Genomic DNA, 16031 nt, shown 5'->3' with positions numbered 1-16031 from the left:
ATTAAGCAATATAAGTATGAAAGGACCTAAAGGTGAATTTTAAAAAATTAAAAAAGACAAGTTCATTAGCAATAGGCTTAACATTAGCGTTACCCGCTCTCGCTACTGATAAGCATAATGATGAAAAAGATATTGACACTATTACAGTAACCGCTCATGAAGCCACCAAAAAACCGGGAATGAATACCGAAATTTCCGAGCAAGATATTCGTCGTGATGGTGGGACTAATTTTGGTAGCATTATGCGTTATCAAACATTAATTTCGGCACCCGGTAATATTTCTGGCTCAGGAAGTGGCAAAAGTAGTTGGGACCGTAGTGGCTTTACTGGTTACAATATTCGTGGTTTAGATGCGAACCGTGTATCTATCGACATTGATGGTATGCCTTTACCTATCGCTCAAGGTCGGGTTAACTCGGTTGGTCGTGCTGGATTTGGATCTTATGGAATTGGTCGCGATTATATTGATACTTATATGTACAATAAAGTGGATATCGAATCTGGTGCAACCTCAGTAAGTAATGCCAATAATGCTTTAGGTGGTTCGGTTTCCTTCCAAACTAAAACCGCTAGCTACTACCTTTATCCAGGTAAAACAACCTACTTTGGTTTCCAAAATAACTATGATAGTTCAGACAGAAGTTATCATCAAGGTTTGACCATGGCTGGAGGTGATGATTATCTAAATGGGATTGTGGTGTTAAGTCGCCGAGATGGACAACAAACACGTAATCATGCTGATTCTATTAATAGTTACCCAGAAAATTGGCACTCCAACTCAATTTTAGCTGGTTTTGGTTGGCAAATGACAGACGAACATTTAATCAATACTACTGTCGATTACAATAGTAAAACCAAAAATTCTCACTATGATTCATGGGATAGATACGGTAAAAAAATCGAATCATATGATCATCAAAGAAGCAAAAATAATCGTTTCAATTTGGCATTCAAAGATCAATGGAAACCGACTAATATCAGTTGGATAGATAGCTTAACAACTCAGTTAAACTATCAACGTACCAATGTATTTGACGATACTGATCTTCGTCATACTACTAGAGGCAATTTTAATACCCAAACTAATTACAATACTAAAGCTTATAACTTTATTACTACTTTAGTAAAAAATTATGAAAACCAAAGATTTAGTGCTGGTTTAAATGGTAAATGGAGTGAAGATGAATCGCCATTCTTCTCATCAGCTAAGTCACAACATGCCATAGTATTTCCTGATGGTGACTATAGTAAACCACAAGCCGATAGCCGTAGTTATCAGCTAGGCGGATTTTTTGAAGATCGTATAAGCCTTAATTTTAATGATAGTCATAATTTTTATTTAGTTCCCGGTGTTAGAGCAGTTTATCAAAATACTAAACCTCGTAACCTCGAAAATATGTCATTAACCAAACTAAGTAGCGATCAATTAGATAAACAGTATAAAGGTAATAGCGATTTTAAAGTGTTACCTTCAATGTCATTTATGTATGATATAAACCCTGACTTCACCGCTTATTTACAATATAAGCGTGGAGCTCAGATGCCTAATCAGAACCAACTATATGGTTCTTACTTAGCACACAACAACATGTATGTATTAGTTGGGGATTCGAATCTAAAAACTGAAACAAGTGATAATTTTGAATTAGGTTTAAAAGGCCACCCGGTTTCTGGTGTGACCCTCTCATCTTCAGCGTTTTACAACAAATATAAAAACTTTATTGCCTATACCCGCTATAGGAAAAATTTTGTTGGAATTGGTAATCGTTTAGTTTATCAATCTGAAAACCGCGACAAAGCCTACATCTATGGTGCTGAATTAAGCAGTGAATTCAATATTGGTAATTGGGTTGAATCAGCTAACGGCTTAAGCGCTAGATTTGCAATTGGTTATAACCAAGGTAAATCTAAGTCAAGCTATTTAGGTGATAAATATGTGGAAATGGATTCGATCGCGCCGATGAAAACTACTGTAGGTTTAGCATGGGATGATCCAAATAGAGTTTATGGCGTAGCTATTACTACAACACTACAAAAAGGCAAAAAAACCGAAGCGACATCTCGTGAAACTTATAACAACGAAGGTAATCCAATTCCAGATTCTAAAGACGATTATTTTAGAATTGCTGGTCATGGTATTGTTGATTTAACTGGTTATATCAATATTACTAAAAATGTAAAATTAAATGGTGGGATCTACAATCTTACTGATCAAAAATATTGGGATTATCTAAGTAATAATAAATTATATTGTACATCAGATCATAAATACCTAGATATGTTTACTGCACCTGGCCGTATATTCCAACTAGGTTTAGATATTGATTTTTAAAATCAAATAATGGCAATAAACAAATAACCCGCTTTTTAGCGGGTTATTTGTTTATCATGGTTTATCATAACTTACATGACGATTGATTAATTTTATTTTTTTGAATAATAGGAGAATATAGCAAAATCAGTTTAATCTTTTTAACTATGCTTTAATTTTAATCAACAATAAACCATTTAATTATTATAATCTTGGTTATGTTATGCTCTTTTTTATCCAACTGAAAATCTAGATGCAAAAATAAAGAAGAGAAACATGAAGAGATAACAACATATAGGAACAATTATAAAAAATATCCCAGTAATTCTTAAAAATTTATGAGATGAGAATAAAAGAAATATACCAACAACTAAAACAGCGAAATAAACCCACCAATAAATAATCAAAGTAAGTAAAAACACTCCCCATCCATTTAACGCCATATTTAATTCCTTTTTAAATTGTTTTATCTCTGTATGTCATAGATTCTATCATTGTTAGGAAAATTTAAAAGCATATTCAAAATAGATATTGCAAATAAATCACTATATAAAACAGATCGAAAATTATAATTGTCTTACTCTAAATTAATATCAAAATAGCTAATTCGCCAAAAGAAAATAAATAATAATAAAGCATTAAAGATAATACAAAAAACCTTTATTAAAACCCCAAATTGAAGTGACCCCCAATAGTTGGACAACCAATTACTGGGGGGCTTTTTATGTCAAAATATAATCGAGATTTAAAAATTATCATAGCTAATGAATTCTTATCAGGAGAATCATCGGAAATTCTTTCAAAAAAATATGCGATATCTGCTCGTCAGATTCGATATTGGTCCCAAGTGGTTGCGATTCATGGGGGTAACGCCTTTCAACCAACACCTCATTTACGTCATGCCGAAGCAAGATTACAAGCACTAAAATTAATGTGGACAAATAATTGGTCTCTCGGGCACACTAGTGCTATGCTTAATTTAAGTTCCCCCGGGCTTCTATTTGTTTGGCTTGATAGATATCATAAAAAAGGCTTCCGAGGGCTTGAATATCGTTCCAGAGGAAGACCATGTATGAAGCAAACCCGTATTGAACCAGTGATGATGAAAAAACAATTGAAGCATTAAAAGAGGAAATTGCTTATCTACGAGCAGAAAATGCTGTTCTAAAAAAGTTAGAAGAGCTGAAGCAAGCAAAACGTCAACAAAAAAACGTTAGTTGTTTTAGTTCTTAAATATCAGTATTCTTTAAAACATTTGCTATCAGCACTGGCAAAAAGTGTTTTTTATTAAATAGGTTGAAAACCCCGTCTGCTTATGAAAATGAGTTAAAACGTATTGAATCGATTTACCATGAACATAAAGGGCGTTATGGTTATCGCCGAATTCATTTAGCGTTGATAAATGAAGGAATTAAGCTCAATCATAAAACAGTACAACGATTAATGGGTCAACTTAATCTCAAATCGACAGTTAGACCTAAAAAATATCGTTCTTATCGTGGAGAGGCAGGTAAAACAGCCGCTAATTATCTTAAAAGAGATTTTGAATCATCGAGACCGAATGAAAAATGGGTAACGGATGTCACAGAATTTAAGGTAAATGAACAGAAAATTTACCTATCCCCCATTATTGATTTATATAATCAAGAAGTAATAGCTTATAAAGTAGCTAAAAATGCACGTTTGACCTTGGTGACAGATATGCTTCAAAAAGGGATATCACGATTAAAACAGTATGAAAAACCGTTACTACATAGTGACCAAGGCTGGCAATATAGAAATTGCCATTATCAGAAGCTACTAGCTAATAATGGCATCATATGTCCAGAAAAGGAAATTGTTTAGATAATGCGGTAGCTGAAAACTTTTTTGGTCTATTAAAATCAGAAATGTATCATGGACAATGCTTTGAAGATGCAGATGAATTGATTGAAAAAATAGAAGAATATATAGAATATTACAACACCATACGGATTAAGGCCAAATTAAAAGGCCTGACTCCGGTTGAATATCGAAATCAGGCCTTACGAGCCGCTTAATCAAAGTGTCCAACTTTATGGGGTCACTTCATTTTGCGGGTTATTTATTTTTTATCTCTTTCTACAAATAACTTTTAAAATATTTAAATTATTATTAAATATTAAGTAAATTTATCATCAGAAATTTTTAACAAAAAATATTACATGTGATATTAACATGTAATAAAAACATGTTAATATAAGTTCCATAATAATTTAAAAAATAACTAAATTTTCATGAAAAAAAGTAAAGAAACGAAAAGTTCAGCATTTTATCAACAGCAATACCGACAACGCTTGAGAGAACAAGGCTTGATAAAAAAAGAAGTTTGGATTTTACCTAAAAATACTGATCAGTTACTTGAAATTGAAAAAGTATTTCGCCAACCAGCTATAGCGAATAAATCTTTTTTTTACCATGTGAAGGAAAACAATGAAATGAAAAATAGAGATGTCTGGAAAATTAATGATCTTTTCCAAGAATTAAATCAAACAGAGTTAGTCAAACAAGGTTTCGCTAGCGTTGAAATGATCGATGGTATTGATGCCTGTTTACATATCATTATGCATGATTATGGCGATTTACCACTTTTTTTAAGTGTTTCAAATCAACAAATAATCGTTGAAGCACTCCTTTGGCCAGTTTCACTAATTAAAAATCCTTCATCATTTAATGAAGAAATTTTATGTGCTAGAAAACTATTTGCTTTATCAACTATAGCAATTGAAAAAACTGGCGATGGTGAAGTTAATTACATTATGTATGGTGCCCTGAGTTCATCATCAACCTTAAACAATATTGTTTATGAGCTTGAAACTTTATCTGACAATGTGATCAAAGCGACTGAAGCTTATGAACATTTTTTCAATATTGAATAAATAAAGTAAAAATCCTAAAAGGAGTTAATTATGGTTATCTTCAAAAAATTGGTAACAGCATTACGCGGTGGAATAAATGAAGTTGGTGAATCAATCGTTGATTCTCAAGCATTACGCATATTAGATCAAGAAATTCGAGATGCTGATGAAGAATTAAAACAAGCGAAAGAATCATTGGCCAGTATCTTAGCAGAACAAAAATTAGCTGAAAAACAAGTTGCATCAACACAAGCTCAAATAACTGAATATGAAGCATATGCAATTAAAGCACTGGAAAATAACAATGAAGAATTAGCTTTGGAAGTTGCTGAAAAACTTTCAGTCCTTGAAAATCAACATGCTAATAATAAAAAACAGGCTGATTATTTTACCGATAGTGTTAAAAATTTGCGACAAACTATCTCACAATCTGAAATTAATATTCGCAATTTAAAGCAACAAGTTGATATCGTTAAAGCGACGGAAAGTGTCCAAAAAGCGCAATCCGCTGTCGCACATCGATATGGTGGTTCAACAGCTAAATTACATACCGCACTTGATTCATTAGACAGGATCAAAAAACGCCAAGAGAAAACAGCAGCTACTTTTGAAGCAAAAAAAGAATTAGCAGGAACTGAAAATGCTGACTCACTTGATAGCAAATTAGAAGCGGCAGGTATTAAAGTTGGCAGCCAAAATGCGGCTTCAATTTTAGCTAGATTAAAAGAAAAACAGACAAATTAATTTTTTCGCTTTTTGATATTTTTAAGTTAAAATATCAAAAAACAAGTATAAAATAATTAATTAGTTAAAACATCGTTGTCGAGATGAAGGGAATATAATGGAACTATTTTTGGGAATATTTTTTTCTTTTCCCGTGATTATCTTTAGTGCATTGTTAACAATCTGTATCTTATATTGGTTTGTTACTGCATTAGGGTTATTAAGTATTGACTGTCTGGATTTTGATATTAGTTTCAGTGATACCTATAGTGATATTCCACCGACTGGATTCGGTGGTTTATTAATGAAATTTGGCTTCAATGAAGTACCAATGACACTCATTATTACATTAATTTCTTTAATTGGATGGTCAATTTCTTATTTCGCATTTCGTCTATTAATCCTACCATTGTATGATCATACCTTATTTTATTATTTAGCTGGCATAGTACTATTAATCATCGCATTCATCTTAGCCGTCTACTTGACTGCCTTTATTATTAAACCAATTCGACCACTATTTAAAAAGATGTTGATTACCCATAATCATAAATCATTATTAGGAGAAGTTATCGAAATCCGTTCAAGTACCGTAACCAAAACTAAGGGACAAGCTATCTGTGAAGATGGCGGTGCTGGTCTTATTTTGGAAGTAAGATGTGATGAATCTTATCAATTTAATCGCGGTGATAAAGCTGTCATCCTCAACTATGATGAAAACACTAATTGTTATGAGATAATTAGCCTAAAAGATTTTAATGGACAATAAAAGTTAATTTGGAGAAGAAAAAAATATGTTTACAAACAATGATACTATAATATACTTTTTGGTAATTGTTGGAAGTTTATTCCTATTAATTGTTGGATTCTTCGTATTATTTAAAGCGTTTTACATAAAAGTTCCCCAAGGTACAGCGCTTATCGTTAATGACATGACGTCAAAACCTAAAGTCCATTTTACTGGTGCGCTAGTTTATCCAATCATCTACAAAAAAGAGTTCATGAAAATTTCGTTGATCACTTTTGATGTTGAACGAAGAGGTAAAGATGGTTTAATTTGTCAAGACAACCTTCGTGCTGATATTTGTGTCGCTTTCTATTTGCGCGTTAATGAAACTACCGAAGATGTTCTTAAAGTTGCCAAATCAATCGGTGTTGATCGCGCATCAGATCAGCAAGCAGTTAGTACATTATTTAGTGCTAAATTTTCAGAAGCATTAAAAACCGTAGGAAAGCAATTTGAACTGGCAAAACTATTTGAAGATCGATTGAATTTCCGTGAACGAATCATTGATGTAATTGGCAAAGACCTTAACGGTTATGCTCTTGAAGATGTTGCTATCGATTATTTAGAACAAACCCCAATTAAATCGCTTGATCCGGATAATATTTTTGATGCTGAAGGTATCAACAAAATTACAGCCATCACTGCTGTCCATAAAGATGAAACTAATAAACGTGAACGTGACTTAGAGTTGGCACTTAAAAAAAAAGATACGGAAACAATCGAAGCCAAACTTGAACTTGAAAGACAACAAGCTGACGCTGAAGCTCGTCAAAAACGTGAAATTGAAACAATTCGAGCTAGAGAAGCAGCTGAAACATTGAAAGTCCAAGAAGAAGAACGTTTAAAAGCGGAACAAGCTAGAATTCAAACTCAACAAGAAATTGAAGTAAGAGAGGAAAATCGCTTACGTGAAGTTGAGGTTGCCCAAAATAATCGCCTAAGAGCAATCGCGATTGAAGAAGAACGGGTAACTCGCGCTCGTTCACTTGAAATTGTAGCGCGTGAACGTGAAGTAGAGCTACAACGAATTGAAAAAGACAAAGTGCTAGAAGAAGAAAAGAAGCAGATAGCCAATGTTATTCGTGAACGTATAGCGGTTGAAAAAACAGTTGCAGTTGAAGAAGAACACATTAAAGAAGTACGTGAAGTTTCCAAAGCCGATCGAGAAAAACAGACTACGATTATTGAAGCAGAAGCTAGAGCAGAACAAGAGCTAGTTAAACAAGTAAAACAAGCTGAAGCAGATGAACAATCATCAAAGCACCGTGCAATTGAAATTAGCACTATGGCACAAGCTGAACTAGAAGCCGCGGCAAAACAAGCCGAAGCGAAAAAACAACTGGCACAAGGTATCGAAGCCGAAGAAGCAGCAGTTGGTCTTGCTGAAGCCAAAGTTCGTAAAGCAGCTGCTGAAGCAGAAGAAAAAGAAGGTTTAGTTAAGGCCAATATTACCGCTGAAACATTATTAGCTGAAGCCAAAGGTAATCAAGAAATAGGTTTAGCAGAAGCCAAAGTAATTGAAGCTAAAGCCATTGCTATTGAAAAAGAAGGTTTAGTTAAAGCCAATATTACCGCTGAAACATTATTAGCAGAAGCAAGAGGTAATCAAGAAAAAGGTTTTGCAGAAGCCAAAGTAATTGAAGCCAAAGCCAATGCTATTGAAAAACAAGGTTTAACTGAAGCAAAAGTACTGGAAGAAAAACTTTCTGCTCAAGCTCGTGGTGATGAACGAATTGCCTTTGCTAAAGCAACGTCAACCAAAGAGCAAGGCCTTGCTGAAGCATTAGTCATTCGTGAAAAATTAACTGCCGAAGCTAATGGGTTAGTTGAGAAGTTCCAAGCAATGGGTAGCATGAATGAACAATCACAAAATCATGAAGAGTTCCGCTTAGCACTTGAAAAAGGCTTTGAACAAGCTATGGCTGCGATTGCGGCTAACAAAGAAATCGCTAGAGAACAAGCTGATGTTCTTGCTGCGGCATTCAGTAAGGCAAATATTGAAATTGTCGGTGGTAATGATAACTTCTTCAATAGCTTCTCGAAAGCTATCAGCGTTGGTAAAGCGATTGAAGGAACCGTTAACCAAAGTCCAGTACTGCAATCAGCATTACAATCAGTACTAGCTCGCTTATCGGGAGACAAAAAAATCAATATAAAAGAGACTTTGCAAAACACTGATTTAAAAGCGTTAGCACAACAATTTTTGTCATCCAATAATGAGAATGAGTAAGTTACTATCTCGATAGTTCTTTATTCATCGGCCAATCGGTTTTAGGTGGGATTAAATACCTACCTAAAACATTAAGTATTTGAGTATCATTTCAACGAGTAAAACATGTCAGAAATCCAAGACCAGCAACAAACATCAATTGATAAAGCCGTCGCGGAAGGCGGAGCTTATGAAATTCTTCATAAACGTTTAACCTCTTTAGGACAAGAACTGAATCAAAAGACGGAAGCACTGAATCAAGAAAGGCTATCTGAGTTTGGTAAAAGTGACATGTCCATCATTAGTCGTATTCGGATTAGAACTGAAAATAATTGTGTCGCACGGGATATTGTTCGTTTTGGTGACTGGTTATTATTTGGTTATAAGGTCTATTTAGGATTAAAAAAAGGAACCAAAATAGAGGACGTATTTTCCCTTTATCAATTAGTAGAACGTGATGGCTCTTATGAGGCTGATCTAGTTGATTTGTCTAATACTTTCTTAAATATAGATCGATTTATCCAAGATTTTAATGAGCTGTATACTTATTATAAAAATGCTCAACTACTCCAGCTTGTTGAACGTGATGGAAAACTACTGGCTAGTTTTCAAATTGGTGAGCGAATCAGTGATATCCGAGTTTTTAGATGGTCCATATCAAGTGACAAAAAAACCATTGAATATATCGATAACCGAGGTGAACGAGATATCGCATTACCACCTCCTTATGATTTTGAATGGATCGAAACAAGCCGTGAAAATATTGTTAATGGTCGATTTCCACATGTTAATGTTCTTGATACGGTATTTGTTGAAACCATTGGTGGTGATTTAACCATAAAATGTGAAAATAACACCAATGATGGCTTAGGCATTTATCGAGAGGAAGTTGTTGATCAGAATCAATCAATTAATGATGCGAAAATAGAATATGCTAAAGTAGGGTCATTAATCCTATTAAAAGTCCTACCTTACCGTGAAGATAATTGGCGTTATCTTGTTTATAACACCTTAACTCAACAAGTCCATCGTATAGACTTTATTGGACAGGCATGTATTCAACTTCCTGAAGATCACGGGATTATATTTCCTGGTGGATATTACTTGCAAAATGGTGATTATAAAACTTTTGACCATTCGATGTCAGGCATGCGTTTTCGACGTATTCGCCGTTCACCAAATGGCGAAGATGTGTTATATATTTTCTATGATCCGACTAATGGTCGATTAGCATTATTTAATTATAATATGATCGAACGAAAACTGGATAATCCGATATTAGGACATGGATATGCGGTTTTTGAAGATGGTCGAATGGTGGTCTTTGAAGGTGAAAATGATGAACCGACTCGGGTACATCCAATGCAGGTTTGGCAAACACCTTTTTATAGTGATGAATTTGCCGCACAGCAACCAACTAATAACAGCTTCCTTGGCAAAATAGGTAATGCTGAACTGGTTCGCGGAATTTCAGATCTTTACTTTATTTCGCGTGAAATCGATAACCAAACTGTCTCTTCACAGCTATATAGCAAACTTAGTGAAGATACCAAACGACTTTTCGATAATTACTTTTGGCTCAATGACGATAAACATTTAGCCTTCTCCCCTATTCTGCGTAATATTATTCAAACTAGTGAATTGGTTATTGATGAATATGAAAAGGTCGAAAATATTCGTCGTCAATCTGAAAGCGCGATGCGTGAGGCGCTCTCTAATCAGAAAGATTTATTAACCAAACTTTATCCTGATAGTTGGCAAGAAACCCAAGAATTTGTTGATGCATTAAATGCAATAAAAATGCAACTAGGCAGTTTAGTCACGTTAAGAACTTATCGTTATATCGATTTAGATCAAATCGATAAAATGGAAAATGAACTAAAAACTAGACAGAGTGAGGTTTCATTAGCCACGGCTGAATTTTTAGGAAGTGATAAAGCGCTAGAACCATTCATTGTTAAAATTGACAATATTGAGCAGCAGCTTAGCAAAGCAGATACGGTAGCGAAATTACTCAACTCGGTAGAAATTACAGAAACCATGTCTGCTGATTTGGATATGCTTTCACAATTAATCGCAACCCTAAAATTTGATGATGTTACTTTACAAACCAGAATCATCGAATCCATTGCCGAAGTCTATGCAAAACTCAACCAAACAAAGGCTAAGATCCAACAAAAACGAAAAAATTTAGCCAATGTTGAAATGGTTGCACAATTTGGCGCCCAATTTAAATTATTTGGTCAAAGCATTGCCAATGCCCTAAGTATGGCAACCACGCCAGAAAAATGTGATGATGAGCTATCTCGTCTTTTACTACAACTAGAAGAGCTTGAGAACCAATTTAGTGAAAGTGAGGAATTTCTTAATGATATTCTAACTAAACGTGAAGAAATTCTAGAATCATTCGAAACACATAAACAAGCGTTATTAGAGGATAGAACCAGACGGACGGATGCCCTACTAACCGCTGCACAACGTATTTTAGACAGCATCCCAAGAAGAACCGCTAAATTTGCCGATCAAAATGAACTTAACGCTTTCTTTGTTGCTGACCCATTGGCGCAAAAAATCCGTGAAATTGTCGAAAAATTAAGAGCACTTTTTGATAATGTTAAAGCCGATGATATTGAGTCCAAATTTAAAAGTGCCCAAGATCAAGCCATACGATCCTTACGAGATAAATCGGAAATATTTGAATCTGGTGGAAATGTCATTAAACTAGGTCCACGACATAAATTTAGTGTTAATACCCAAGAGCTTGATTTAACCATAGTACCTAAAGATCAGCATCTGTTTATGCAATTAACCGGAACTGAGTTTCAAGAAAAAATTATCGATGAGCAATTAGAAGCCTATAAGCCTTTTTGGACGATTTCTTTAGAATCAGAATCGCCATCGGTATACCGTGCAGAGTATCTCGCCTATTCGATCATTACTGCTGCTTTACAAAAAGAGGGTGGATTAACTTATGTCGATTTAGCTAATCAGTTAAATCAACCTGAAGTGCTTAATAAAACAGTGCGTGATTTTGCCACAATGCGCTATCGTGAAGGTTATGAAAAAGGGATTCATGACCACGATGCGGCAAAAATTCTAACAAAATTGATTCCTCTTGGTGAAACAGCTGGTTTACTACGCTACAATCCGTTAGCACGAAGCTTAGCCATTATTTATTGGCACTATAACCAAAAAAATGATATTGCCAAATTTTGGCCAGAACGCGCGAAAACTTGTATGGATATCCAAAAGCTATTCGGTCATGATGAAGGTGTGATTAATCTTCGAGCAGAAATCACTCACGAATTGACGGAATTTTTCAATATTAATCCAATTGCTCATCAGCCATTCCATATTAAACAAGCGTCTGAATATCTTTGCTATGTATTGGCTCAAATACCACAACAATTTATTTTCAGTAAATATAGCAAACAATTATTTGATGGATTAAAAAATCAACTTGAACAATCTAATATGTGGGGTGATTTTTATCAATCGCAAAATAATCTTAATGAAAGATTAGCAGAACGTTGGAATCTAATCGAAAGTTGGCTTAAAGGGCTTTGTACATTACCTCAATATAGGAAACTAAACAATTATATTGCTGAAGCAATAATTTTAAATATATTGGATAATGCAGATAGCCTAACAATCAGTGAAGTTGAGCTTGAAGTATCGATTACCGATTTACTCGGTGAACACCCAACAATTAATCAAGGCGTGTTAAATATTAATTTAGATGACTTCTTTAGCCGTATGCGTCATCAATATAAAGTGGTCATTCCACAATTCCAACACTACCAAAGTTTACGTCAAGAAATATTAGTAAACCAACGTGAAGCACTCCATCTTGATGAATTCAAAGCTAAACCACTCAGCTCATTTGTTCGTAATAAACTGATAAATCAAGTTTATTTACCAATCATTGGTGACAATCTAGCCAAACAAATTGGTAGTGTAGGAGAAACGCGTCGCAGTGATTTAATGGGATTATTACTCCTCATTTCACCACCTGGCTATGGTAAAACCACATTAATGGAATATGTTGCTAATCGTTTAGGTTTAATTTTTATGAAAATTAACGGGCCGGCATTAGGTCACAGTGTATTGTCGTTTGATCCTGAACAAGCACCAAATGCAACCGCTCGTCAGGAGTTAGAAAAACTCAATTTAGCACTGGAAATGAGCAATAACGTTATGCTCTACATTGATGATATTCAACATACCAATCCAGAATTTTTACAGAAATTCATCTCATTATGTGATGGTTCTCGCCGTATTGAAGGGGTTTGGAAAGGTAAAACCAAAACCTATGACCTTAGAGGTAAAAAATTCTGTGTAATAATGGCCGGTAACCCTTACACAGAATCTGGTGAAGTGTTCAAAATACCTGACATGCTAGCCAACCGGGCTGATATCTATAATTTAGGTGAAGTACTCGGCGGTATGGATGAAGTATTTGCAACCAGTTATATTGAAAACTGCTTAACCTCTAATGCAACATTATCACCACTAGCCTTACGTGATTTAAATGATCTCTATCAATTTATTGATCATGCGCAAGGCAAACCACTTAATACCAATGAGATGAGTTATAGCTATAGCCAAGCGGAAATAAGTGAAATTGTCGCAGTAATTCGTCATTTATTAAAAATTCGTGAAGTGGTATTTAGCGTTAATCAGCAATATATTGCAAGCGCAGCTCAATCCGACAAATATCGAACTGAACCTGCGTTTAGACTACAAGGAAGCTATCGAAATATGAATAAACTTGCTGAGAAAGTGTCATCCGTCATGAATGATGCAGAGCTCAATCAAATTATTGATGATCACTACCTCGGTGAGGCACAACTACTCACCAATGGTGCAGAAGAGAACTTACTGAAACTGGCTGAAATTCGTGGAGTAATGACGGAAGATGAGACTAAACGCTGGCAACAAATAAAAAGTGACTTTATGCGCAATAAAAGTTTAGGTGGCGATGATGCGAATACCGGCTCGCAAATTGTCACCCAACTTGCCGATTTAGTGCAAAGTGTGCAAGCGTTGAAATTACAGTAGAGGGCGATTAATCAGTGTCTTTATATAGGTTATAAATATAATTTTAGGTTTGATTTTGAATGTTTTTACTCATTGTGTTGAGGAAATTGCTAGGGAAATAAACGACAAAAACTTTATAAAATAATAAACCTGTGATATCAAATTAAAAGGTCTACACTTTTTCATACAATAAAATTAAAGATACCTGTTTATTCACTGTCATCGGTATTATAAATAACCTAAGTTGAAAAACGTCGCTCAATTGACTTATACAGGTGAATATCTCATTTTTGATAAATTAAGTTTTAATTGTCTTAAATGTCGCTTAAACAACTGCATTATTGTAAGGATATTCTTTATGGCTCAATCAGCAACCAATTGATTATAAAAAATTTTTCCTCGATCTGAATGAAATAGTACGATTTAGGATAATGGTGCTTTAATTTGGCTTAGCTGGCATAACAAGCTAAGCTGTTTTATGTTGCCTTACTAAATCCGACTATTTTTCATGCCGAGAGTTCTAGTAATAATACACACTGATAATTCTATTTTTACCTCACTTTTATACAAGTCAAATCAGCGACAATAACATTCGCTTTTACACCGACAGTAAAATTTCACTGTAAAACATGGTAATCGCAACGGAATTAACTTCTTTAGAACGGTTTTTATTCCGTTTACGGTATATTTTGCTTTCATAATAATGATCTCATGACTTGTGCCATAGCACGACGCAATACGGTTATACCTTGATTTTACAACATGTTTTGTACTGAATGCCTTGATATAGCTAAACACCGACACAATCAACTTAAGAAGGCGATGTTGAATAGAAGGCTATTTTGATCCAAATTAAAAATGCATCAACACATTTTTAATCTTGGATGAAACATAAAAAGCACTCATCGAGTGCTTGTTGTGAAAAACGGTGATTTAAGGTGTTTTTTGAAATAATTTAATTATTCTGTTAGCTGCTTTAATTGACTACAAACACTTTATGATGCCCTTCATAAGCTAGTTGGTAATACTTTTTAGCTAAAGATTTATTTTGCTTAACACCATCGCCTTTATCATACATAAGCGCTAAATTGTATTGGGCGTCAGGATCACCATGCTCCGCCGCTTTTGTAAACCAATATACCGCCTTTTGCTTATCTTGTTCTAAGCCATTACCTTCATAATACATAAACGCTAAATTATTTTGGGCGATAGCAATATCTTGTTCTGCCGCTTTTGTATACCAATAAAATGCCTTTTGCTTATCTTGTTTTATGCCGTCACCTTTATCATACATAACTGCTAAATTATATTGTGCATAGGGGTAACCTTGCTCAGCAGCTTTTGTACACCAATATACTGCTTTAACTTTATCTTGTTCTATGTCATCACCTTTACCATATATAATCGCTAAATTATATTGGGCCATAGCAATATCTTGTTCTGCCGATTTTGTAAACCAATATACTGCTTTATCTTTATCTTGCGCTGTGCCTTCACCTTGATAATACATAATTGCTAAATTATATTGGGCTTTAGATAATCCTTGTTTTGCTGCTTTTGAAAACCAATAAAACGCTTTTTGCTTATCTTGTTCTATGCCATCACCTTCATCATACATAATCCCTAAATTATATTGAGTTTCAGCATAACCCTGCTCCGCGGCTTTTGTAAACCAATAAAACGCTTTTTGCTTATCTTGCTCTATGCCATCACCTTTATTATACATAACCCCTAAATTGTGTTGTGCTTCTGAATCACCTTGTTCTGCTTTTTCCTTACAAGAAGTAAATAATATGTTTAATAATACTTTTTTCATGATTTTCCTTATATTATATTAATATTAACAACGAAAACTTACTTATAATTTTTAAATGTTAGTTTAGGGATATTAACTATCGATGTATTTATAAAATTTATACAGAATTATTAATAGAATTTTTATAAAAAATCCAAGGAAACTATAACGAGTTTTTCAGAAAAAATCATTAATAGAATGGCTATTTTGAGCCAAATTAAAAATGCATCAACGCATTATTGTTCTGTGGGAAAAAAAGAAAAAGCACTCATTGAGTGCTTGTTGTTAA

At 34.3% G+C, this 16031-nt stretch carries 9 protein-coding genes and 1 pseudogene; 9 read left to right on the top strand and 1 reads right to left on the bottom strand.

Translation table 11 applies throughout. The features are described 5' to 3' along the window. Nucleotides 1–32 precede the first annotated feature (32 nt). The 9 genes and pseudogenes from AC5LXI_RS07540 to AC5LXI_RS07500 all read left to right on the top strand — a co-directional run bounded on the left by AC5LXI_RS07540 (nt 33) and on the right by AC5LXI_RS07500 (nt 13968). Nucleotides 33–2333, top strand: coding sequence for a TonB-dependent receptor domain-containing protein (locus AC5LXI_RS07540; protein WP_493441788.1), 2301 nt, complete (start codon nt 33–35; stop codon nt 2331–2333). 703 nt (nt 2334–3036) lie between these two features. Continuing rightward, a pseudogene (locus AC5LXI_RS07535) lies at nt 3037–3545 on the top strand (helix-turn-helix domain-containing protein). 63 nt (nt 3546–3608) lie between these two features. Further along, nucleotides 3609–4157 carry an IS3 family transposase gene (locus AC5LXI_RS07530; RefSeq protein WP_493441787.1) on the top strand — a complete coding sequence of 183 codons (549 nt, stop codon included), beginning with the start codon at nt 3609–3611 and terminating at the stop codon, nt 4155–4157. Beyond that, a complete protein-coding gene (locus AC5LXI_RS07525; RefSeq protein WP_493441786.1) occupies nt 4133–4351 on the top strand; it encodes a transposase in 219 nt (72 codons plus the stop codon). Before AC5LXI_RS07530 ends, AC5LXI_RS07525 begins: the two co-directional genes overlap by 25 nt. 216 nt (nt 4352–4567) lie before the next feature. Further along, the gene (locus tag AC5LXI_RS07520) at nt 4568–5209 is read left to right on the top strand and encodes a YjfI family protein (RefSeq protein WP_493441785.1); all 642 of its coding nucleotides are present in this window, start codon (nt 4568–4570) and stop codon (nt 5207–5209) included. 30 nt (nt 5210–5239) lie between these two features. Next, the gene (locus AC5LXI_RS07515) at nt 5240–5932 is read left to right on the top strand and encodes a PspA/IM30 family protein (protein WP_493441784.1); all 693 of its coding nucleotides are present in this window, start codon (nt 5240–5242) and stop codon (nt 5930–5932) included. A gap of 97 nt (nt 5933–6029) precedes the next feature. Beyond that, nucleotides 6030–6680, top strand: a complete 651-nt coding sequence (locus AC5LXI_RS07510; RefSeq protein WP_493441783.1) for a hypothetical protein — start codon at nt 6030–6032, stop codon at nt 6678–6680. A 25-nt stretch (nt 6681–6705) separates the two neighbouring features. Beyond that, nucleotides 6706–8928, top strand: coding sequence for a hypothetical protein (locus tag AC5LXI_RS07505; RefSeq protein ID WP_493444225.1), 2223 nt, complete (start codon nt 6706–6708; stop codon nt 8926–8928). 105 nt (nt 8929–9033) lie between these two features. Continuing rightward, nucleotides 9034–13968 carry a DNA repair ATPase gene (locus tag AC5LXI_RS07500; RefSeq protein ID WP_493444224.1) on the top strand — a complete coding sequence of 1645 codons (4935 nt, stop codon included), beginning with the start codon at nt 9034–9036 and terminating at the stop codon, nt 13966–13968. A 955-nt stretch (nt 13969–14923) separates the two neighbouring features. On the opposite strand, the gene AC5LXI_RS07495 is transcribed toward AC5LXI_RS07500, so the two are convergent. Beyond that, nucleotides 14924–15763 (bottom strand): SEL1-like repeat protein, encoded by an 840-nt coding sequence (locus AC5LXI_RS07495; protein ID WP_493444223.1) that lies wholly within the window; start codon nt 15761–15763, stop codon nt 14924–14926. Between the last annotated feature and the right edge of the window lie 268 nt (nt 15764–16031).

It is taken from the genome of Gilliamella sp. LMG 34361, from assembly GCF_984569075.1.
This window is presented reverse-complemented; position numbering and strand designations above follow the sequence as displayed.

Coding starts and splice junctions, on each gene's coding strand:
- AC5LXI_RS07525 (WP_493441786.1), top strand. CDS start 4,133: ATGTCCAGAAAAGGAAATTGTTTAGATAATGCGGTAGCTGAAAACTTT.
- AC5LXI_RS07520 (WP_493441785.1), top strand. CDS start 4,568: ATGAAAAAAAGTAAAGAAACGAAAAGTTCAGCATTTTATCAACAGCAA.
- AC5LXI_RS07515 (WP_493441784.1), top strand. CDS start 5,240: ATGGTTATCTTCAAAAAATTGGTAACAGCATTACGCGGTGGAATAAAT.
- AC5LXI_RS07510 (WP_493441783.1), top strand. CDS start 6,030: ATGGAACTATTTTTGGGAATATTTTTTTCTTTTCCCGTGATTATCTTT.
- AC5LXI_RS07505 (WP_493444225.1), top strand. CDS start 6,706: ATGTTTACAAACAATGATACTATAATATACTTTTTGGTAATTGTTGGA.
- AC5LXI_RS07500 (WP_493444224.1), top strand. CDS start 9,034: ATGTCAGAAATCCAAGACCAGCAACAAACATCAATTGATAAAGCCGTC.
- AC5LXI_RS07495 (WP_493444223.1), bottom strand. CDS start 15,763: ATGAAAAAAGTATTATTAAACATATTATTTACTTCTTGTAAGGAAAAA.